Source organism: Pseudomonas sp. G5(2012) (genome assembly GCF_000408945.1).
Classification (GTDB): domain Bacteria; phylum Pseudomonadota; class Gammaproteobacteria; order Pseudomonadales; family Pseudomonadaceae; genus Aquipseudomonas; species Aquipseudomonas umsongensis.
This window is the reverse complement of sequence record NZ_APIO01000147.1, coordinates 1-20506: the sequence shown is the minus strand read 5'-3', so window position 1 is coordinate 20506 and position 20506 is coordinate 1. Positions and strand designations below refer to the sequence as shown.

The 20506-nt window shown below is 58.7% G+C and carries 18 protein-coding genes; 11 read left to right on the top strand and 7 right to left on the bottom strand.

Features of this window, described 5'->3' with window-relative positions; genetic code table 11:
• Positions 1 to 16 precede the first annotated feature (16 nt).
• The 7 genes from tkt to PG5_RS30215 all read left to right on the top strand — a co-directional run bounded on the left by tkt (position 17) and on the right by PG5_RS30215 (position 7136).
• A complete protein-coding gene (tkt, locus tag PG5_RS30245) occupies positions 17 to 2014 on the top strand; it encodes a transketolase (protein WP_020800883.1) in 1998 nt (665 codons plus the stop codon).
• A gap of 190 nt (positions 2015 to 2204) precedes the next feature.
• The gene (gene epd, locus PG5_RS30240) at positions 2205 to 3260 is read left to right on the top strand and encodes an erythrose-4-phosphate dehydrogenase (protein WP_020800882.1); all 1056 of its coding nucleotides are present in this window, start codon (positions 2205 to 2207) and stop codon (positions 3258 to 3260) included.
• 26 nt (positions 3261 to 3286) lie between these two features.
• The gene (locus PG5_RS30235) at positions 3287 to 4450 is read left to right on the top strand and encodes a phosphoglycerate kinase (protein ID WP_020800881.1); all 1164 of its coding nucleotides are present in this window, start codon (positions 3287 to 3289) and stop codon (positions 4448 to 4450) included.
• 35 nt (positions 4451 to 4485) lie between these two features.
• Positions 4486 to 4707, top strand: a complete 222-nt coding sequence (locus PG5_RS30230) for a hypothetical protein (protein ID WP_020800880.1) — start codon at positions 4486 to 4488, stop codon at positions 4705 to 4707.
• Between the two features lie 56 nt (positions 4708 to 4763).
• Positions 4764 to 5096, top strand: coding sequence for an MliC family protein (locus tag PG5_RS30225; protein WP_020800879.1), 333 nt, complete (start codon positions 4764 to 4766; stop codon positions 5094 to 5096).
• Between the two features lie 252 nt (positions 5097 to 5348).
• Positions 5349 to 6413 carry a class II fructose-bisphosphate aldolase gene (gene fba / locus PG5_RS30220; RefSeq protein WP_007975467.1) on the top strand — a complete coding sequence of 355 codons (1065 nt, stop codon included), beginning with the start codon at positions 5349 to 5351 and terminating at the stop codon, positions 6411 to 6413.
• A gap of 267 nt (positions 6414 to 6680) precedes the next feature.
• Positions 6681 to 7136: a DUF3757 domain-containing protein gene (locus tag PG5_RS30215; RefSeq protein WP_116287605.1), complete on the top strand. Its 456-nt coding sequence runs from the start codon at positions 6681 to 6683 to the stop codon at positions 7134 to 7136.
• 245 nt (positions 7137 to 7381) lie between these two features.
• Here the strand turns inward: PG5_RS30215 and PG5_RS30210 are convergent, their stop codons facing one another.
• Positions 7382 to 7762 carry a hypothetical protein gene (locus tag PG5_RS30210; protein WP_020800877.1) on the bottom strand — a complete coding sequence of 127 codons (381 nt, stop codon included), beginning with the start codon at positions 7760 to 7762 and terminating at the stop codon, positions 7382 to 7384.
• Positions 7763 to 8242: 480 nt separating this feature from the next.
• Complete coding sequence (locus PG5_RS30205; protein ID WP_020800876.1) at positions 8243 to 8911, bottom strand: polysaccharide lyase family 7 protein; 669 nt, start codon at positions 8909 to 8911, stop codon at positions 8243 to 8245.
• Positions 8912 to 9233: 322 nt separating this feature from the next.
• Between PG5_RS30205 and PG5_RS30200 the strand changes: the two genes are divergently transcribed.
• From PG5_RS30200 to PG5_RS30190, 3 genes are read left to right on the top strand one after another with little or no spacing between them, the layout of a single operon-like run.
• Positions 9234 to 11357: a bifunctional diguanylate cyclase/phosphodiesterase gene (locus PG5_RS30200; RefSeq protein WP_042955892.1), complete on the top strand. Its 2124-nt coding sequence runs from the start codon at positions 9234 to 9236 to the stop codon at positions 11355 to 11357.
• A gap of 45 nt (positions 11358 to 11402) precedes the next feature.
• Entirely contained in the window at positions 11403 to 11909 is a 507-nt protein-coding gene (locus PG5_RS30195) for a M48 family metallopeptidase (protein ID WP_020800874.1), read from the top strand.
• A 58-nt stretch (positions 11910 to 11967) separates the two neighbouring features.
• On the top strand, positions 11968 to 12267 hold the full coding sequence (locus PG5_RS30190; RefSeq protein ID WP_020800873.1) for a helix-turn-helix domain-containing protein: 300 nt from the start codon (positions 11968 to 11970) through the stop codon (positions 12265 to 12267).
• A 101-nt stretch (positions 12268 to 12368) separates the two neighbouring features.
• On the opposite strand, the gene PG5_RS30185 is transcribed toward PG5_RS30190, so the two are convergent.
• Entirely contained in the window at positions 12369 to 12821 is a 453-nt protein-coding gene (locus tag PG5_RS30185) for a GNAT family N-acetyltransferase (protein ID WP_020800872.1), read from the bottom strand.
• A gap of 254 nt (positions 12822 to 13075) precedes the next feature.
• On the opposite strand from PG5_RS30185, the gene PG5_RS30180 reads away from it, so the two are divergent.
• Entirely contained in the window at positions 13076 to 13813 is a 738-nt protein-coding gene (locus PG5_RS30180) for an ABC transporter substrate-binding protein (protein ID WP_020800871.1), read from the top strand.
• Between the two features lie 31 nt (positions 13814 to 13844).
• On the opposite strand, the gene yccS is transcribed toward PG5_RS30180, so the two are convergent.
• The 4 genes from yccS to mdtD form a co-directional block, all read right to left on the bottom strand.
• Complete coding sequence (yccS, locus tag PG5_RS30175; RefSeq protein ID WP_020800870.1) at positions 13845 to 16028, bottom strand: YccS family putative transporter; 2184 nt, start codon at positions 16026 to 16028, stop codon at positions 13845 to 13847.
• A 226-nt stretch (positions 16029 to 16254) separates the two neighbouring features.
• Complete coding sequence (locus PG5_RS30170) at positions 16255 to 17433, bottom strand: NAD(P)/FAD-dependent oxidoreductase (protein ID WP_020800868.1); 1179 nt, start codon at positions 17431 to 17433, stop codon at positions 16255 to 16257.
• Positions 17434 to 17577: 144 nt separating this feature from the next.
• Positions 17578 to 18915, bottom strand: coding sequence for an ATP-dependent RNA helicase DbpA (dbpA, locus tag PG5_RS30165; protein ID WP_231989930.1), 1338 nt, complete (start codon positions 18913 to 18915; stop codon positions 17578 to 17580).
• A gap of 105 nt (positions 18916 to 19020) precedes the next feature.
• Positions 19021 to 20448, bottom strand: coding sequence for a multidrug transporter subunit MdtD (gene mdtD / locus PG5_RS30160; RefSeq protein ID WP_020800866.1), 1428 nt, complete (start codon positions 20446 to 20448; stop codon positions 19021 to 19023).
• Between the last annotated feature and the right edge of the window lie 58 nt (positions 20449 to 20506).

The following is a 20506-nucleotide window of genomic DNA, read 5'->3' as shown; positions in this document are numbered from 1 at the left end:
CCGCAGGAGAACAGCGATGCCTAGCCGTCGTGAGCGTGCCAACGCCATTCGTGCCCTCAGCATGGATGCCGTGCAAAAAGCCAACAGCGGCCATCCCGGTGCCCCCATGGGTATGGCGGATATCGCCGAGGTGCTTTGGCGCGACTACCTCAAGCACAACCCGAGCAATCCATCGTTCGCCGACCGTGACCGCTTCGTGCTGTCCAATGGCCACGGTTCGATGTTGATCTACTCGCTGCTGCACCTCACCGGCTACGATCTGTCGATCGAAGACCTGAAGCAGTTCCGCCAACTGCACAGCCGTACCCCGGGTCACCCGGAATTCGGCTACACGCCGGGCGTCGAGACCACCACCGGCCCGCTGGGCCAGGGCCTGGCCAATGCCGTGGGCTTTGCCTTGGCTGAAAAAGTCATGGCGGCGCAGTTCAACCGTCCTGGCCACAACATCGTCGATCACCACACCTACGTGTTCCTGGGTGATGGCTGCATGATGGAAGGCATCTCCCACGAAGTCAGCTCCCTTGCCGGTACCCTGGGCCTGGGCAAGCTGATCGCGTTCTACGATGACAACGGTATCTCCATCGACGGCGAAGTCGAAGGCTGGTTCACCGATGACACGCCAAAGCGCTTTGAATCGTACAACTGGCAAGTGATCCGCAATGTCGACGGTCATGATCCGGAAGAGATCAAGATCGCGATCGAGACGGCGCGTAAAAGCCCGCAGCCGACGCTCATCTGCTGCAAGACCACCATCGGCTTCGGTTCGCCGAACAAGCAAGGCAAGGAAGACTGCCACGGCGCCCCGCTGGGTGACGCGGAAATCGCCCTGACCCGTGCGGCGTTGAAGTGGAACCACGGCCCGTTCGAAATCCCGGCCGACATTTATGCCGAGTGGGATGCCAAGGAAGCTGGTCGCGCGGTCGAAGCCGAGTGGGACCAGCGTTTCGCGGCCTACTCCGCGGCGTTCCCGACCGAAGCCAATGAGCTGATCCGTCGTCTGAGCGGCGAACTGCCGGCCGACTTCAGCGAAAAAGCCGATGCCTACATCGCCGAAGTGGCTGCCAAGGGCGAGACCATCGCCAGCCGTAAAGCCAGCCAGAACGCCCTGAACGCGTTCGGCCCGCTGCTGCCTGAGTTCCTCGGCGGTTCGGCTGACCTGGCCGGTTCCAACCTGACCCTGTGGAAAGGCTGCAAAGGTGTCACCGCTGAAGACGCCAGCGGCAACTACATGTACTACGGCGTGCGCGAATTCGGCATGACCGCGATCATGAACGGGGTTGCCCTGCACGGCGGCCTGGTGCCTTACGGCGCGACCTTCCTGATGTTCATGGAATACGCCCGCAACGCGGTGCGCATGTCGGCCCTGATGAAGCAGCGCGTGATCCACGTCTACACCCACGACTCCATCGGTCTGGGCGAAGACGGCCCGACTCACCAGCCAATCGAGCAACTGGCCAGCCTGCGCTGCACGCCAAACCTCGACACCTGGCGTCCGGCCGATGCCGTTGAATCGGCGGTGTGCTGGAAGTATGCACTGGAGCGTAAAGACGGTCCTTCGGCCCTGATCTTCTCGCGTCAGAACCTGCAGCACCAGACCCGCAATGCCCTGCAGGTCGCCGACATCAGCCGCGGTGGCTACGTGTTGAAGGACTGCGCAGGCGAGCCTGAGCTGATCCTGATCGCTACTGGTTCGGAAGTCGGCCTGGCCGTTCAGGCGTACGACAAGCTGACCGAGCAGGGCCGCAAGGTGCGCGTGGTTTCCATGCCTTGCACCAGCGTGTTCGACGCCCAGGACGCTGGCTACAAGCAATCGGTCCTGCCGCTGCAGGTCAGCGCCCGTATCGCCATCGAAGCTTCCATTGCCGACTACTGGTACAAGTATGTCGGCCTGGAAGGTCGCGTGATCGGCATGACCACCTACGGCGAGTCGGCGCCTGCGCCTGCCTTGTTCGAAGAGTTCGGCTTCACCCTGGAAAACATCCTGGGTCAGGCTGAAGAGCTGCTGGAAGACTAAGCACAGCGCGGCGGTCTAATGACCGCCGCGAACCCTTGTAGGAGCGAGCATGCTCGCGATGGTCGTTAACGATAACGCTGGCTGTCTGGATGAACGCGTTGTCCTGAAGTCCATCGTGAGCATACTCGCTCCTACAGGTGGGGAGTGTTGTTAAAGAGATTTCGTCTGACTGCGTCTATCGAGAACCCCCATGCCTCAACCGCGTCCCTACAAAGTTGCACTCAACGGCTACGGCCGGATTGGTCGTTGCGTATTGCGTGCGTTGTTTGAACGAGGCGATAACGCCGGGTTCGAGATTGTCGCGATCAACGATCTGGCCGACATGGCCAGCATCGAATACCTGACACGCTTCGACTCCACCCACGGGCGCTTTCCCGGTGAGGTCAGGGTCGATGGCGATTGTCTGCATATTAATGGCGACTGCGTGAAGGTCCTGCGCAGTGCTACTCCCGAAGGCATCGATTGGGCGTCGTTGGGCGTCGATCTGGTGCTGGAATGCTCCGGCGCTTACCACACCCGCGAAGACGGCCAACGGTTCCTCGACGCTGGCGCTCCGCGCGTATTGTTTTCCCAGCCGATGGCCAGCGAGGCGGATGTCGACGCCACTATCGTCTACGGCGTGAACCAGGATTGCCTGACGGGCGATGAGTTGCTGGTGTCCAACGCTTCTTGCACGACTAACTGCGGCGTGCCGTTGTTGCGATTGCTGGATCAGGCCATCGGGCTCGAGTACGTGTCGATTACCACCATCCATTCGGCAATGAACGACCAGCCAGTGATCGACGCCTATCATCACGAAGACCTGCGCCGCACCCGTTCGGCGTTTCAGTCGGTGATTCCGGTGTCCACTGGTCTGGCGCGCGGCATTGAACGCTTGCTGCCGGAACTTGCCGGGCGAATTCAGGCCAAAGCCGTACGCGTGCCGACGGTTAACGTGTCTTGCCTCGACATCACGATGCAGACCGTGAGCGACACCGACGCCACCGAGGTCAACCGGATCCTGCGCGAGTCTGCCACCCGCGGCCCGCTCAAAGGCCTTCTGGCCTACACCGAGTTGCCCCATGCAAGTTGTGATTTCAACCACGACCCACATTCGGCGATCGTCGATGCCAGTCAGACTCGAGTTTCCGGCCCAAGGCTGGTGAACATCCTGGCCTGGTTCGACAACGAATGGGGTTTTGCCAACCGAATGCTGGATGTTGCGGAACACTATCTGCACACAGCCTCAAAAAAACCTGCTCTCTAAGAACAGCTACTCAGGAAATGCGACCCATGACCGTGTTGAAGATGTCCGACCTCGATCTGCAAGGTAAGCGCGTACTGATTCGCGAAGACCTCAACGTCCCAGTCAAGGACGGTGTAGTCACCAGCGATGCGCGAATCCTGGCTTCGCTGCCGACCATCAAGCTGGCCCTGGAAAAAGGCGCGGCCGTGATGGTCTGCTCGCACCTTGGCCGTCCGACCGAAGGCGAATTCTCCGCCGAGAACAGCCTCAAGCCAGTGGCAGACTACCTGAGCAAGGCTCTGGGTCGCGAAGTGCCGCTGGTGGCTGATTACCTCGACGGCGTCGACGTGAAAGCCGGCGACATCGTGCTGTTTGAAAACGTGCGCTTCAACAAGGGTGAAAAGAAAAACGCGGACGAGCTGGCCAAGCAGTACGCAGCTCTGTGCGATGTGTTCGTGATGGACGCCTTCGGCACCGCGCACCGTGCCGAGGGTTCGACCCACGGCGTGGCCAAGTTCGCCAAGGTTGCCGCCGCGGGCCCACTGCTCGCCGCCGAACTGGACGCGCTGGGCAAGGCCCTGGGCGCACCGGCCCAGCCGATGGCCGCGATCGTTGCCGGTTCCAAGGTATCGACCAAGCTTGACGTTCTTAACAGCCTGAGCCAGATCTGCGACCAGCTGATTGTCGGCGGCGGTATCGCTAACACTTTCCTGGCGGCGGCCGGTCACCCGGTCGGCAAATCGCTGTACGAGCCGGACCTGCTGGACACCGCCCGCGCCATTGCCGCCAAAGTCAGCGTGCCGCTGCCGGTGGACGTGGTGGTTGCCAAGGAATTCGCTGAAAGCGCGACGGCTACTGTCAAGTTGATCGCCGATGTTGCCGATGACGACATGATTCTCGATATTGGCCCGCAGACGGCGGCGAACTTCGCCGAACTGCTGAAGTCATCCAAGACTATCCTGTGGAACGGTCCGGTTGGCGTGTTTGAATTCGACCAGTTCGGTAACGGCACCAAAGTGCTGGCCCAGGCCATCGCTGACAGTGCCGCATTCTCCATTGCTGGCGGCGGCGACACCCTGGCGGCCATCGATAAATATGGCGTTGCCGAGCAAATCTCCTACATTTCTACCGGTGGCGGCGCGTTCCTGGAGTTCGTCGAAGGCAAGGTGTTGCCAGCCGTTGAAGTCCTGGAAAGCCGGGCCAAGGCCTGAGGGTCGCCCGTTTGACCAGGCAAGGGAGTGTTGACATGGTCAAGACCTTAGCGCTGTTGATCGTAGCGGGATTGCTGGCGGCTTGTGGGAGTAATCCCAAGGCTACGTCGGAACCCGCGCCGTCGGCGCCCCAGAACGGTTGCTATCAAGCCGACTGGCAGGCAGAAACCAATCCGGTGCTCAACAAGCGTTCCGGGCCTGATGGCCTGGACAAATACGAGACACAGGCTCCCGCCAAGGAACATGGTTGTCCTTGACGGGTCTGACTCTTTACTCAGCGCTGGCGGTGTCTGCCGTCAGTCGAGGGACATGGATGAAAGGCTTTATCGCCATTACGGCGTTGGTATTGCTGGGCGGGTGCGCGAACTGGAACCCGTTCCAGTCGTCCACCCCTGCCGATGACTGGACTACCTGGACCTGCGACAGCCAGGCCAAGGTGGTTTGGCGCTACACCGACGACAGCCGCCAGGAAGTCGACGTGCGCCTGGGCGGAGCCGATCAGGTTCATCGCCTCAAGCAGGAGCCAGGCGCGTCGGGTTCGCTGTACAGCGACAACATGCTGGCGTTTCACATGAAAGGTGAGGAAGGCCTGGTTTACTGGGTCGCCACCAATGATTTGATTGGCCGCGGTTGTAAGGCGCAATAAACGGACTGTGCTGTACCTGTAGGAGCGAGCATGCTCGCGATGGTCGTTAACGATAACGCTGGCTGTCTGATACCCAGCGGTGCTCCTTCGTTCATCGCGAGCATGCTCGCTCCTACAGGGGCCGGCGTTGAGATTGATGTAACACCGAATTCGCAGCCCGGGACCAACCCCCGATCTGCAATAACTTGAATAGCCGCCGCCGCTACGGCAGGCTGGCACGATTAACGACCCAAACCGGGAGAGACACACACAATGGCACTTATCAGCATGCGCCAGATGCTGGACCACGCAGCCGAGTTCGGCTACGGCGTTCCAGCCTTCAACGTCAACAACCTTGAGCAGATGCGCGCCATCATGGAAGCCGCTGACAAGACTGACTCCCCGGTGATCGTCCAGGCTTCGGCCGGTGCTCGCAAATACGCCGGCGCACCGTTCCTGCGTCACCTGATCCTGGCGGCCATCGAAGAATTCCCGCACATCCCGGTGTGCATGCACCAGGATCACGGCACCAGCCCTGACGTCTGCCAGCGTTCCATCCAACTGGGCTTCAGCTCGGTGATGATGGATGGCTCCCTTGGCGAAGACGGCAAGACCCCGACCGACTACGACTACAACGTACGCGTTACTCAACAAACCGTGGCCATGGCTCACGCCTGCGGCGTCTCGGTAGAAGGCGAGCTGGGCTGCCTGGGTTCGCTGGAAACCGGCATGGCCGGTGAAGAAGACGGTATTGGCGCCGAAGGCGTTCTGGACCACAGCCAGATGCTGACCGACCCGGAAGAAGCCGCTGACTTCGTCAAGCGCACCCAGGTCGATGCCCTGGCCATCGCCATCGGCACCAGCCACGGCGCCTACAAGTTCACCAAACCGCCTACCGGCGATGTATTGGCAATCGACCGCATCAAAGAGATCCACAAGCGCATTCCGAACACTCACCTGGTGATGCACGGCTCGTCTTCGGTTCCGCAAGAGTGGCTGGCGATCATCAACCAGTACGGCGGCGACATTAAGGAGACCTACGGCGTACCGGTTGAGGAAATCGTCGAAGGCATCAAGCACGGCGTGCGCAAGGTCAATATCGACACCGACCTGCGCCTGGCGTCCACCGGTGCGATGCGTCGCCTGATGGCCACCAACCCGAGCGAATTCGACCCGCGTAAATTCTTCGGCGCCACTGTGACTGCCATGCGCGACGTGTGCATCGCCCGTTACGAAGCCTTCGGTACCGCAGGCAACGCTTCGAAGATCAAGCCGATCTCCCTGGAAGGGATGTATCAGCGTTATCTGAAAGGTGAGTTGAACGCCAAGGTTAACTAAGTCTTCAGTTTGGGAGCGCCTCGCGAGCTTCCGTGAATGACTGGCGGTTGACAAAAAATGCCCTTGTCGCAAAGACAAGGGCATTTTTTTATGTTCGTTAAAAGTTTCTTGAGGTTTCGTAATCTTATATTTCGTAGTTTGTCGGTTGTATATTTTAGTAATTATTAATGTTGTTGAATTTTGAAATAACCTGTCAAAACTGAGGGTGGACAAGTTTTTATTTAGTGTTCAGTATCTGGGTTCAATTCAATGTGTGGAGTTTAAAAATTGAACTACTTAAATTTTGATACTAGTAATAGTAAGAAACACTTTTGGAGCCGTGGAGTGGTTTCACTGGGCCTTCTGGGTGTTATTGCCTTTGCTGGTAATGTAAATGCGGCTGATGAAATGTGCCCACAGGTTAGTCAAATCATGGCGCAGTCAATTACTCCGGAGCGCGGTTTTACCTATGCAGCCAATGCCATCAGAGGGGGCTGGAAAGGTGAGAATCCGGCCGCGACTGAGTCATATCTTGATAAAGTGAAGTTCACCTCGGCAGCCATTCGACAAACTACTGATAACGGTAACCCGGTGTATTTTGTTGCCTGTGATTACGAGGGCGAAGGTAAGGCAGGTGTGAGGATGTCGCAGCGCTTTCCTGCGCCAGCCAAGCCAGTCGGTAATGACTGGAAAGATAACTTCTGTTCTGCTGGTGTAAGCCAGTGTGCTTTCAAGTTTGATTGAATGAAAGAATAACTCAAAGTCAGCTAAAAGCCTTGATTGTTCAGGCTTTTAGTTGTTTAAGCTGAAGCTCGAGTCTTGGGGCTACCGATTATCGATCGACCAGGAATTTCGGGTTGGCGGCGCCCCACATCGTGTATACCTCGGCCAGCTACCGGCAGGCGCTGGCCGTCGATCAGGACGATGCCTTTGCAAGTCGTGTTCACTTATCGTGGTCAATAATTCAGGATGCTGTACGGGGTTCTTTCTCAAAGAGCGGGTTTTCTGAAAAATTCTATGTCAAGTATGTAGAGCGACTGGGTATGAAGGTCGCTATATACGCGTTTTCCCTTGAGGGATTCATAACGCCGATTGATGGCTTCGAGGATGAAGTATCCAGAGCGCGCGTTGTGGTCACGAGTGTTTGACCCGGCAAAGTAAATGTCGGTTTGAATGCCGTTCGCATTTCTGAAGCGATAGTCCCCGACCAGACCGTATTCGATCACGCCAATACGTAGAGTACCTGTCATGGCGCCGCTTCTGTCCGTGCTGGAAGTGATGTTCAGTTCGTAGGTTGTTCCCGCTTTATCCGTAGCGTTATAAACGGCAGTGATGCGGCCCAGCAGGCTGATGTCTTCCTTGGCACTCATGGAGTCTGTTCTCGGTAATCTGCAGAAGGAAAACGGTAATGGGGTGCCAGCCAAGAATAATTTGCGGATGGCGAATTTTCACCTGTTATAAATGACAGTTACTTATTCGAATTTATTGTGTTATGTGAATTTTTAGCAATAAGAACTCCCGTTTGTGCAGAATGCGTCGATTCCCCTTCGAGTTTCACGCCAGTGGCGACTGTAAATGTTAATTCAATCTGTATTTGCTGTTATTGCGAAATCGTCTATTAGACTGTCATTTTGCACAGGTGATTTTGGAATGGGGTAGCCCTACTCTCGTTTGGGTGAAAAACTTAATCTGCACGAATCGAAATGAGGGGTGGATATGCGGATTAAACTTGAGCAGCTTTTTGAGGAAAATATAATCAAGACAGTAATGGTGGAGGTTTATGTTTAAGAGCGTATTTAATCCCGAGGTTCATTCCCGCGTGAGCGGAAATGAAACAATGGGAAGTGCTTTTACTTATCGTGATCGATATCGAGTTTGCTGAATGTCACCTTACCGCCCTCTGTGGTGTATCCCGTGTTGTCCTGCACATACACCCCGGCCTTGAAGTACAGCGGTTTGACTCGCCAGGTCTGGCTGATGTTGGTGTCCCATTGGTAACCCGCGGCGCTGACCCCCAGCGCGCCGCCAGGACTGAGGTGAATGAGGTAGGAAAACTCCTGGTCCAGTTTCACGCCGGAGGCGACAGTGATTACCCGACCTTCGTCGTCATCGGGGTGCATGCGTACTTTGGCGACGATGTTGCCGCTCTTAGTGCTGGTCGTATATTGGTACTCGACCTTGACCAGAGGCTTCTGGCTTTGGTAGGCGTGGATCTGACCAATGACGATCTTTCCAGAGCTCGGCACCTGGTTCACCGCCAGGGTGGCACGCAGGAAGTTGTCGGCATTGGGGTAGTACCAGTTTTTCAGGGTGCCGTTGCTGTAGGTTTCCCGTAGTTCGGTACGTGGGTATTTGGCATTTTCGGTGCGCGTGCCAGTCACCGGGGTCCAGAAAATCAGTGTGCCGGTGTCGGAATGGAAGTATTGATCCTTGAAGCCATCTACCAGTTTGGATGTTTCAACGGTGTAGGGCGGGCTGCCGACGGGAACGCTGAGGTTCCAGGTTGCGAGATCGATCATAGTCAAAAGCTTCCACGAATTCATACTGCACGGGCGTGCCAAACGCTCTGGCACGCACTTTTTTGGGCGGCCTTTATAAGCGCAGTGAACTATTTTGTTAACGCCCATTGGGCAGGTTTTTGGCGCCAACATCCTGTCGAAATGCCATCCCTCCCGGTTTTGGCGGGCTGTAGCGCCGACCGTTAGTCGGCTAAATCTGCATCGGCCGAGTGATGGCGCACTGACACCTACTGCTTTCACTGATCACCGTCTAGAGTGAAGGCACAGTATCTGTCCGGTTTTCACGAGAAGTCGGCCTGACTTCCAGACCTAGAGAAGCAGCATGGAATGCGCGCACCCAATGCCAGCTGAAGGCCATTCAACCCTGTTGATCGTCGATGACTACCCTGAAAATCTGGTCAGCATGCGGGCATTGCTGCAGCGCCAGGATTGGCAGGTCATCACCGCTGCCTCGGGTTTCGAGGCGCTCGGGCTGTTGCTTGAGCACGATATCGACCTGGTGTTGCTGGACGTTCAAATGCCAGGCATGGACGGTTTCGAAGTGGCGCGCCTGATGCGCGGCAGCCAACGGACGCGCCTGACGCCGATCATTTTCCTGACCGCCAATGAACAGTCCCAGGACGCCGTGATCAAGGGTTACGCCAGTGGCGCAGTGGATTACCTGTTTAAACCCTTCGACCCGCAGATTCTCAAACCCAAGGTCCAGGCGCTGCTCGAACATCAGCGCAATCGCCGGGCCTTGCAGCGACTGAGTCATGACCTGGAGGTCGCTCGCGCGTTTAACGCCTCGGTGCTGGACAACGCCGCCGAAGGCATCCTGGTCGTTGGAGAGGACGGCCTGATTCGTTTTGCCAACCCGGCGATGTCGCGGTTGCTCAGTGCTACGGTGCAGGAGCTGGAGGGCAGGGAGTTCCTGGATTTCCTGCAAAAACCACACATACCGGTGTGGGCCGATTCTGACGTGTTGAGCGGTTACAAGCGCGGCGAGACCTTGCGCCTGCACGACGCTTTGCTGCGTACCGCCCCCGGGCAACAGGTGCCGGTGGCACTGTCTTGCGCGCCACTGCCCTCTGACCAGCACGCGATGGTCGTGACAGTGTTGGACATGTCGGTGGTGCGCCACCTGCACCAGCAACTCGAATTCCAGGCGGTCACCGATCCGCTGACCGGGCTGCTCAACCGTCGCGGCTTCTACCAGACCGTGGAAAATCTGCTGTTGCGCGGCGAGCGCTCGGACAGCGCATGGGTCCTGCTGTACCTGGACCTCGATGGCTTTAAACGGGTTAACGATTCTCTCGGTCACGATGCAGGCGACCGGGTTCTTCGTTGGGTGTCAGAACAGTTGAAGGCCTGTCTGCGCCCGTTCGATATCCTGGCACGCATGGGGGGCGATGAGTTCACGGCGCTGCTGGACCTGGAATTTCCTGAACAGGCGGCAAAAATTGCGGAAAAACTCATCGAACGGGTATCGATCTGCCAGCAAATCGACGGTATGGATATCGTCCTTGGTGCCAGTATTGGTATTGCCACCTTTCCCGATTGTGGTGCCAATCTCGACGGTTTGATGCGTGCGTCCGATATTGCCATGTACGAGGCCAAGCGCGCCGGTCGTCAACAGTATCGGTTTTACGATCACGAAATGAACGGTCGGGCACGATCGCGCCTGATGCTCGAAGAAAGCGTACGCACGGCCATCGAAAACCGTGATTTCAATCTCGTGTATCAACCGCAGGTGGCTGTTGCCGATGGGCGAACTCGCGGGTTCGAAGCGTTGCTGCGTTGGCAGCACCCGAGCGTCGGCGACGTTCCGCCAGGATTGTTTTTGCCGCTGCTGGAAGAAGCGCGATTGATCAGTCGCCTGGGCAGCTGGATTTACCAGAACAGTGCCGGGCAGCGCAAAGCCTGGGAGGCTCTGTTTGGCGAGGATCTGGTGGTGAGCGTCAGTTTGAGCAGCACTCAGTTTGCCATGCCCAATCTGGTCACCGAATTGCGCCAGGTCGTGGAGCGCCATGGCTTGAAGCCGCGTCATCTGGAAGTCGAAGTGACGGAAGCGGCCCTGATGCACAACCCTGACGAAACCCGCAAACAGCTGCGTTTGCTGCGCAATCTGGGGGTGCGGGTGGCGCTGGATGATTTCGGTTCAGGCCCGTGTTCTTTATCCCACTTGCGCGATTTGGAGATGGATACGCTGAAGCTTGACCGCCATCTGATCAGCCGTATTCCTGAGTCTTCAAGGGATGCGGCCCTGGTGCGTAATGTGATCGACCTGTGCAAAGAGTACGGGATGCTGGTGATTGCCGAGGGGGTCGAAACCATGGCGCAATACCAGTGGCTGCAGGCCAATGGTTGTGAATATGTGCAAGGTTTCCTGGTAGCCCGGCCGATGATGGCCGAAGACACCGAAAGCTTTATGCAGCCCTTCGACTGGGGCGCGCTGACTCGCTGAATTCGCTACACTGGCTACCTTTTGCTGATTTGCGTTGCTGCTCCGATGACCGCGTTGAAGTACCTCCAGGCCTATCCGGCTACTTTGCAGGACCAAGTGCGCCAGTTGATCGCCGAAGGCCGGCTGGGCGATTACCTGAACCAACGCTATCCGCAAAAGCATGCGGTGCAGAGCGACAAAGCGCTGTATGCCTACGCGCTGGACCTCAAGCAGGAATACCTGCGTAACGCCCCCTCCATCGACAAAGTGCTCTTCGACAACCGTCTGGACCTGACCCATCGTGCACTTGGCCTGCACACCACGATCTCCCGGGTGCAAGGTGGCAAGCTCAAGGCCAAGAAAGAAATCCGCATTGCCTCATTGTTCAAGGAGGCGCCGTCGGAATTTCTTAAAATGATCGTGGTGCATGAACTGGCGCACTTCAAGGAGTCCGACCACAACAAGGCATTCTACAAGTTGTGCGAGCACATGTTGCCCGGGTATCACCAGGTGGAATTCGATGTTCGGGTGTACCTGACCTGGCGGGATATGCCGGTGGCTACAGGCGTGTAGGATCTGCCGCAGGTTCGGGCCGCGATCGGACGATCTTTTGATCTTAACAGGAGCAAACGTGACAGACGTAAGCAAGACCAAGAGCAGCTTCTACCGCCGCCTGTACGTGGCATACCTGATCGACAGCGGCCTGGCCAGCAGCGTTCCGGCATTGACCGAAGTCACCGGGATGCCCCGGCGGACAGCCCAGGACACCATCGCCGCCCTGGCGGATCTGGATATCGTTTGCGAGTTCGAACAGGAAGAAGGCGCGCGCAACCACGCCGGGCGCTATCGGATTCGCGGGTGGGGAGCAATCGATCGCGGCTGGATCGAGCGTAACCTTCGGCAGATCAAGGCGGTGCTGGAGTATCCCTGAGTTTCTACGGTGTTTGATCTGACGCCTTCGCGAGCAAGCCCGCTCCCACAGTAGATCTTCGGCATGACAAAGATCTGTGGGCCTGCTCGCGAAAGGAGCCCTTACGAACGACGCATACCGATATGTGGAATCCCGTCCTCGACATACACCTCGCCCGCGACTTCAAACCCGTACCGCCCGTAATACCCCTGCAAATGCACCTGGGCCGAGAGATAGACCGGCATCTCAGGCCAACGCTTCTCAATCTGCTTCAGCGCCTGGGCCATCATTTCATGACCCAGCCCGGTGCCTCGCGCCTGTGGCGCAATGATCACGCGGCCGATTACGACATCGCCGCCCTGTAGCTCGGGATCGAGCAGGCGCAGGTAGGCCACCAGCCGATCTTCGTCCCAGGCCATCAAATGACAGGTGTCGCCCTCCAGGTCCTGGCCATCGATGTCCTGATAAATGCATTTCTGCTCCACGACGAACACCTCGGCGCGCAGTTGCAAAATGGCATACAGCTGCTCTTTGCCCAGATCGCTGTGGTGTTTGCAGACCCAGTTGATTGTCATGTGCCGATTCCCTGAAAACGTCCTTGTGATACTAGGCGCCTGGACGATAGATGTCTCCATGGCGTAGTAATCTGTGACAAAGACCAAAATGCCATCATTCATTTATCGCGGTGCTGTCTTCTTTGTGTAATCTGAAACGGAGCGATGTGCAGTGCTGCAACGAGCTGACATCGAGTGCCTGGGGGTGCCGGTACGGAGTCTTGGCGTTTTCGCTGAAAACATGTCGGGCAGCCGCCCGCTAAGGATTTTCTGGCATGCCGCGATTGCATCGAGCCTTTGCCTTGTTTGGATTGCTGTTGCTGACTAACGCGGTGGCAGCAGAAAAGTTGCGGCTGGTGGCGGACGCCTGGCCTCCTTTCACCGACGCCACGTTGTACAACGGTGGGTTGGCCACGGATATTGTCAGTACCGCCTTGGCCCGAGCCGGCTATGCCAGTGATTTCGAGCAGGTGCCTTGGGCGCGGGCGCTGCTGGGGGTGGGCGAGGGTCGCTATGACGTTCTGGTCAATGCCTGGTTCGATGAGGAACGCACACGGCTCGGCCAGTTTTCGGGCGAGTACCTGATCAATCGCGTGCGTTTTCTCAAGCGTAAGGATATACCCATCGAATTCAGCAATTTGCAGCAGCTATACACCTATCCGATTTCGGTGGTGCGTGGCTACGCCTATTCTCAAGCCTTCGATCAAGATGTTTCATTGCAGAAAATTCCGGTACATAACTTCGCCATGGCCGTACGCATGGTTGCTGCCGACAGGGTCAAGTTGACCCTGGAAGACGAATACGTCGCTCGTTACTACCTGGCCCGCGAATCTCCCAAAGTCCGTAACGCCGTGGAGTTCTTGCCCAAACCGCTGAGCGAGAACGGCCTGCACATTTTGGTCAGCCTGAAGAATCCGCAGCATGAGCAGATTGTCGCCGGTTTTGACCGCGCGATTGCGGCAATGAAGGCCGACGGCAGTTATGCGCGGCTGATGAAGCGACACGGCATGTAGGCGGTGGCTGTTGGTCCGGGCACCACCGCTCTCAATCTTCGCTGGTGTCCTTGATCAAATGCGCCGCCAGCGTACGCAATGGCCCCAACTGCCGGCAGATCAACGCCAGTTGCGTCTGCACCAATCGCTGGCCCTCGTCGATTTCATCGGGCATCTGCTCGAGCGTATTGGCCAACGCTTCCTCCTCATCGCTCTGAATGGCAATGGCGGATTTACTCGCCAGGCCTTGGGCAATTTCATCGATGCTGGCGGCCAGTTTCACTCCCGCGCCTTCGATCAGGTGTTCGCGTACATCCTGCGGTAATTGGGTTTCCCGATGCGCGCCCAGCCCGGACAAATAACTGAGCAAGGTGTGCGACAACACCAGGAAGCGGAACCCGACATCCGCTTCCTTACGGAAATGTCCCGGCTCCATCAGCATGTTGGCCAGGGTGGTCGACAGCGCAGCATCGGCGTTGTGAGCGTTGCGCCGCGCCAGGCGATACGCCAGGTCGTCGCTTTTGCCGGCGGCGTATTGCTGCATGATCTGGCGCAGGTAGATGCTGTTGCAGGTCAGGGTGTTGGCCAGCACTTTGTTCAGGCGACGACCCTGCCAGTCCGGGAGGAACAGGAACACCGCCAACCCGGCGATCAGGCTGCCGAGCAGGGTATCGAACAGGCGTGGCAGGAGCAGCCCGTAGCCGTCGCCCACCTGGTTGAAGCAGAACAGCACCATCAGGGTGATCGCCGCCGTCGCCAAGGTGTAGCGCGTGGTGCGGTTGGTAAAGAACACTACCCCGGCGGCAATCGCGAAACTCGACTGGATCAGCGGGTTCGGGAACAGGTCGAACAGGGCCCAGGCCAGGGTCAGGCCGATCGCGGTGCCGATGATCCGCTGGCCGAGCTTGCGCCGGGTTGCACCGTAGTTCGGTTGGCAAACAAACAGCGTCGTGAGGATGATCCAGTAACCCTGGGACGGGTGGATCAAGTGCACCATGGCGTAGCCGATGCTCAAGGCCAGGGGCAGGCGCAGGGCATGGCGGAACAGCAGCGAGGTCGGCGTCAGCTGTGTGCGCAAGCGTACCCAGACATCCTTTAGATTGCGCGGCGAGCGGTCGAGCAGGCTGCTGTCGGTGGCGTCGGCAAGGGTGTCGGGGTTGCTGGCATCGCTGAGCAGGCGGTCAAGTGTGGCCAGGTTCGCAGCCAGTGCCCGCAGTGAGCGCAACAGCCCGCGCCAGGCAGGATTGCTCTGAATGCGCAGGTGTTCGAGGGAGGCGTGCAGGTCGCCCAGGGCTTCGGCGAAACTCGCGTCATAGGTGAACGGCTGGCGCATCTGGATCGATTCGGCCAGCGCCCGGCAAGCCTTGCCTTGCTGGCGCAACAAGCGCTGGCAGCGGAACAGCACGTCGCTGTGGAAGAATGCATCGGCCAGGGCGTTGTAAGGGTAGTGCGAGGAACTGGCGCGTTCGTGGATGTCCTGGGCCAGGAAGTACAGCTTCAGGTAACGGCTGACTTTCGAGCCCGGTCGACCGTTGCCCACCCGGTGCAGGATGATTTCCTTGGCGGCGTTGAGTGCCGCAACCACGCGGCCGTTCTGCTGGGCCAGCTCCAATCGCCGAGCCTCCACGTCCATCTGCCGGATCGGCTCGAAAAGCGACGACTTCAACTTCAGGTAATAACCCAGCTCCCGGAACAGTTTCGCCAGGCTCTGCTGCACGGGCTGATTGGAAAACAGTGCCTGCCACAACACCGAGAGCAACCCGTACCAGGCGGCACCCGCCACCAGCAGCACCGGCTCATGCCAGAAATCGGTAACCGCGCCGCCGCGCTGATCGACACCGATCATGGTGTAGACCGAAAGAATCAGCGTCGCCGAGGCAATCGCCCCGTAACGCTCGCCAAGGGCGCCGAGCATGGTCAGGGCGAAGGCGGCCAGGGCGAAGGCGATGATAAAGAGTATGGGGTAGGGGAACAGCAGTTCGACCGACAGTGCGGCGACGGCAAAACACACCAGCGTCACTGCCAACGCGTTGAGGCGCCCCTGCCAGCTGTCATCGGTTTCGGCCAGGGCGCTGGCGATAATCCCCAGGAACAACGGGATCAGCAGCCCCATTTCATCCTGATACCAGCACAAGGCCATGGTGCCGGTCAGGGCGATGAATACCCGCACGCTGTAGCTGAATTTATCCAGTGCCCAAAGGCGGCGCAGAGACTGACGGAGTGAGGTCGATGACATGAAGTGCGAAGGCCTTCCGAGGCAATGACGCTAAATTGAGCCAGTAATGACGCCGACGCAATGGCGGCGATCACATCTGACAGCAAAATCTGTTCCTTTATCGATCAGTACACAGTCAGTGTGGGAGCGAGCCTGCTCGCGAAAGCGGTGGGTCAGCCAACATCAATGGAGGCTGACAGATTGCATTCGCGAGCAGGCTCGCTCCCACAGTTTTGATTCGTGTTTGTCAGACGTACTGCGCAGCCGCGTAACCCGAGGCCCAGGCCCACTGGAAGTTGAAGCCGCCCAGGTGCCCGGTGACGTCCAGCACTTCACCGATGAAATACAGGCCAGGGCTTTTGAGCGATTCCATGGTCTTGGACGACACCTCGTTGGTATCGACGCCGCCCAACGTCACCTCGGCAGTGCGATAGCCTTCGGTGCCTGCCGGCACGACTTTCCAGCTCGCCAGCTTTTCGGCAATGTTCGCCAGTTCGGCGTGGGTGTACTGCTTCATCGGTTTGGAAACGAACCAGTTGTCCGCCAGCAGGTTGGCCATCTTCTTGGTGAAAATTTCACCGAGCAGGGTTTTCAGTTCACTGTTCGGGCGTTCGGCTTGTTGCTGTTGCAGCCAGCTTGGTACGTCGTGGTCGGGTAGCAGGTTGATTTCGACGGTGTCGCCGGATTCCCAAAACGAAGAAATCTGCAAAATCGCCGGTCCACTGAGACCGCGGTGGGTGAACAGGATGTTCTCGCGAAAGCTCTGGTCATTGCAGCTGACCAGGCAATCGACCGAGGTGCCGGACAGCTCGGTGCATAATTCCTTAAGCTGATCGGTGATGGTGAATGGCACCAGGCCGGCGCGGGTGGGCAGCAACTCATGACCGAACTGTTTGGCCACTTGATAGCCGAAACCGGTGGCGCCCAGGGTCGGGATCGACAAGCCACCCGTGGCGATCACCAGGGATTCGCAGGTAACCTGCCCCAAAGTGGTGTCCAGCAAATAGCCCTTTTCAAGCTTCTCGATGGTCTGGATCGAGGTGTCCAGGTGCAGGCTGACGCCGACCTGATTGCACTCATCGAGCAACATTTCGAGGATGTCGCTGGACTTGTTATCGCAGAATAGTTGGCCGAGCTTTTTCTCGTGGTATGGCACACCGTGCTTGGCCACCATGCCGATGAAGTCCCACTGAGTGTAGCGCGCCAGTGCGGATTTGCAGAAGTGGGCGTTCTGCGAGAGAAAGTTGCCAGGTTCGGTGTACATGTTGGTGAAATTGCAGCGGCCACCGCCCGACATCAGGATTTTCTTGCCAGCCTTGTTGGCGTGGTCGAGCAACAGCACCTTGCGCCCGCGCCCGGCGGCGGTCAGTGCGCACATCAAACCTGCGGCGCCAGCGCCAATGATCACGACTTCGGTAGAGCGCAAAACGGTGTCCTCTAAATGTGTCACCACAAAGCAAACTGTGGGAGCGAGCCTGCTCGCGAAAGCGGTGTGTCAGGCACCTTAATGTTATCTGACACTCAGTCTTCGCGAGCAGGCTCGCTCCCACAGGGGGTAGATGCGTTGTTGTTACAGGATGCGCACGCGCAACGAGCGGCCCTTGATCTTGCCGTCGTTCAGGCGCTGCAAGGCCTGCTTGGCGACACCGCGCTCCACAGCCACATAGGCCTGGAAGTCGAAGATCGCGATCTTGCCGACTTGGGCGCCGGGGATGCCAGCTTCACCGGTCAGTGCGCCAAGGATGTCGCCCGGACGAACCTTGTCCTTGCGGCCGGCAGCAATGCACAGGGTGCTCATTTGCGGCAGCAGCGGACCGCCACCCTGGGAGGTGAGGTTGTCCACCTGATCCCAGGTCAATGGGGATTTCTGTAGCTGTTCGATGGCTTGGGCGCGCTGGGCTTCAGACGGTGCGACCAGGCTGATGGCGAGGCCTTTTTCACCGGCGCGGCCAGTACGGCCAACGCGGTGGATGTGGATTTCCGAATCACGGGCCAGTTCGACGTTGATCACCATGTCCAGCGAGTCGATGTCGAGGCCACGGGCGGCGACGTCAGTGGCAACCAGTACGGAAGTGCTGCGGTTGGCGAACATCGCCAACACCTGGTCGCGATCACGCTGTTCAAGATCGCCGTGCAAGCCGACGGCGGAGATGCCTTTGGCCGTCAGGTGATCGACGGTTTCCTGGACCTGCTGCTTGGTGAAGCAGAACGCCACGCAGGACGCCGGGCGGAAGTGGCCCAGCACCTTGGTCACGGCGCTCATGCGATCGTCCGGGGAAATTTCGTAGAAGCGCTGTTCGATCTGGGTGTCGTCGTGGAACGCCTCGGCCTTCACTTGCTGCGGGTTACGCATGAATTTCGACGCCAACTGCTTGATGCCCACCGGGTAGGTGGCGGAGAACAGCAGGGTCTGGCGACGCTCGGGGGCCTGCATGATGATTTCTTCGATGGAGTCGTAGAAACCCATGTCGAGCATGCGGTCGGCTTCGTCGAGGATCAGGGTGTTAAGGCCATGCAGGACCAGCGAGCCCTTGCGCAGGTGTTGCTGGATGCGTCCCGGGGTGCCGACGATGATGTGCGCGCCGTGTTCCAGCGAAGCGATCTGCGGGCCGAGGGATACGCCGCCGCACAGGGTCAGGACCTTGATGTTGTCTTCGGCACGGGCCAGGCGACGGATTTCCTTGGCGACCTGGTCAGCCAATTCACGGGTAGGGCACAGGATCAGCGCCTGGCAACCGAAGTAGCGCGGATTGATCGGGTTCAGCAGGCCGATGCCGAAGGCCGCGGTCTTGCCGCTACCGGTCTTGGCCTGGGCGATCAGGTCCATCCCCTTGAGGATCACCGGCAAGCTCTGCGCCTGGATCGGCGTCATCTGGGCATAACCGAGGGAGTCGAGGTTAGCCAGCATGGCGGCGGACAGCGGCAAAGTATTAAATTCGGTGGCGATGGTGGTCACGGGACTGGCCTGCAAAACAAAATGTCGCGCAGTGTACCAGCCCGATGGCCATTCGCCCTAAGGTTCGATGTGCTCTTCCGGACGCTTGACGCGCCGTCCGTCTTCCTTTGAGAGTTGGGAAAAGATTGCTGCCGCCAGCATGGCCATGATTCCGACGGTCACAAACGTCAGTTGGAACGCGCCCAACACCGTCTCCACGCCGTCATTGCCGATCCCCGCCGTGAAACCGCCTAGCAATGCGCCGGCGCAGGCCACACCCAGGCTCAGGGACAATTGCGCCACCACCGACAGCAGGCTATTGCCGCTGCTGGCACTGGCGTCGTCGAGGTCGATCAGGGTCACGGTGTTCATCGCGGTGAACTGCAAGGAGTTGATCGCCCCCAAAATTGCCAGCAGGCACAACAGCAGCCAGTAAGGTGTCTGCTCGCTGACCAGGCCCATGCTCGCCAGCATGATCCCCAGCGCCAGGGTATTTCCGGTCAGCACGATGCGGTAGCCCAGGCGTTCGATCAGCGGTCGCGCCACCCACTTGGCGATCATCGCGGCGGCCGCCAGTGGCAGCATGCTCATCCCGGCCTGGGACGGTGAATAACCCAGCGCCACTTGCAGCAGCAGCGGCACGAGGAACGGCAGGGCGCCACTGCCGAGCCGGGCGAAGAGGTTGCCGAGAATGCCAACGGCAAAAGTCCGGGTCTTGAACAGCGACGGCGCAAACAGCGGATTATCAACGTGGCTGGCGCGCAGCCAGTAGGCTGCCAGGCAAGCCATGCCGCCGAACAGCAGCAGCATCACCCGCAGGTGCGGCAGGTGCAGTTCGCCCAGGCCTTCCATGGCGATGGTGATCAGGATCATCGCCGCGCCGAACAGCAGGAAACCCAGGCTATCGAAGCGGGTACGCTCGGAGCCGCGCAGGTCCGGGATGAATTTCCACACGGCGTAGCAGCCCACGAGTCCCACCGGCAGGTTGATCAGGAAGATCCAGTGCCAGGTCAGGTATTCCACCATCCAGCCGCCCATGGTCGGGCCGAGCAACGGCCCGAGCAGGCCGGGGATGGTGATGAAGCCCATGATCCGCACCAGTTCCGAGCGCGGGTAGGCGCGCAGCACCACCAATCGCCCGACCGGCAACATCAGTGCGCCGCCCAACCCCTGGATAACCCGGGAGCCGATCAGCATGCTCAGCGTGTTCGACATTGCACAGAGCAACGAGCCGAGGCTGAACAGCAAGATGGCGCCGAAGAAGATTTTGCGGGTGCCGAAGCGGTCGGCGATCCAGCCCGAGGCGGGGATCAGCAAGGCGACCGTGAGCATGTAGGCAATGATTACGCCCTGCATGCGCAGGGGATCTTCCGCCAGGTCGCGGGCCATGGCGGGCAGGGCGGTGTTGAGGATCGTCCCGTCCAGGGACTGCATGAAGAAGGCAATGGCGACGACCCAGGGCACCCAGCGGGCGGTGACAGGATCGAGAGGCGGGCGGTTGGGCATGGGACCTCTTGTAGTTGAAGTTGTTAATGCAAGGCCATCGTCGGTCGCAGTCCCTGTG

What these genes read in the sequence shown, in the direction of transcription:
- tkt (WP_020800883.1), top strand. Translation starts at nt 17, where the DNA reads ATGCCTAGCCGTCGTGAGCGTGCCAACGCCATTCGTGCCCTCAGCATG.
- epd (WP_020800882.1), top strand. Translation starts at nt 2,205, where the DNA reads ATGCCTCAACCGCGTCCCTACAAAGTTGCACTCAACGGCTACGGCCGG.
- PG5_RS30235 (WP_020800881.1), top strand. Translation starts at nt 3,287, where the DNA reads ATGACCGTGTTGAAGATGTCCGACCTCGATCTGCAAGGTAAGCGCGTA.
- PG5_RS30230 (WP_020800880.1), top strand. Translation starts at nt 4,486, where the DNA reads ATGGTCAAGACCTTAGCGCTGTTGATCGTAGCGGGATTGCTGGCGGCT.
- PG5_RS30225 (WP_020800879.1), top strand. Translation starts at nt 4,764, where the DNA reads ATGAAAGGCTTTATCGCCATTACGGCGTTGGTATTGCTGGGCGGGTGC.
- fba (WP_007975467.1), top strand. Translation starts at nt 5,349, where the DNA reads ATGGCACTTATCAGCATGCGCCAGATGCTGGACCACGCAGCCGAGTTC.
- PG5_RS30210 (WP_020800877.1), bottom strand. Translation starts at nt 7,762, where the DNA reads ATGAGTGCCAAGGAAGACATCAGCCTGCTGGGCCGCATCACTGCCGTT.
- PG5_RS30205 (WP_020800876.1), bottom strand. Translation starts at nt 8,911, where the DNA reads ATGATCGATCTCGCAACCTGGAACCTCAGCGTTCCCGTCGGCAGCCCG.
- PG5_RS30200 (WP_042955892.1), top strand. Translation starts at nt 9,234, where the DNA reads ATGGAATGCGCGCACCCAATGCCAGCTGAAGGCCATTCAACCCTGTTG.
- PG5_RS30195 (WP_020800874.1), top strand. Translation starts at nt 11,403, where the DNA reads ATGACCGCGTTGAAGTACCTCCAGGCCTATCCGGCTACTTTGCAGGAC.
- PG5_RS30185 (WP_020800872.1), bottom strand. Translation starts at nt 12,821, where the DNA reads ATGACAATCAACTGGGTCTGCAAACACCACAGCGATCTGGGCAAAGAG.
- PG5_RS30180 (WP_020800871.1), top strand. Translation starts at nt 13,076, where the DNA reads ATGCCGCGATTGCATCGAGCCTTTGCCTTGTTTGGATTGCTGTTGCTG.
- yccS (WP_020800870.1), bottom strand. Translation starts at nt 16,028, where the DNA reads ATGTCATCGACCTCACTCCGTCAGTCTCTGCGCCGCCTTTGGGCACTG.
- dbpA (WP_231989930.1), bottom strand. Translation starts at nt 18,915, where the DNA reads ATGCTGGCTAACCTCGACTCCCTCGGTTATGCCCAGATGACGCCGATC.
- mdtD (WP_020800866.1), bottom strand. Translation starts at nt 20,448, where the DNA reads ATGCCCAACCGCCCGCCTCTCGATCCTGTCACCGCCCGCTGGGTGCCC.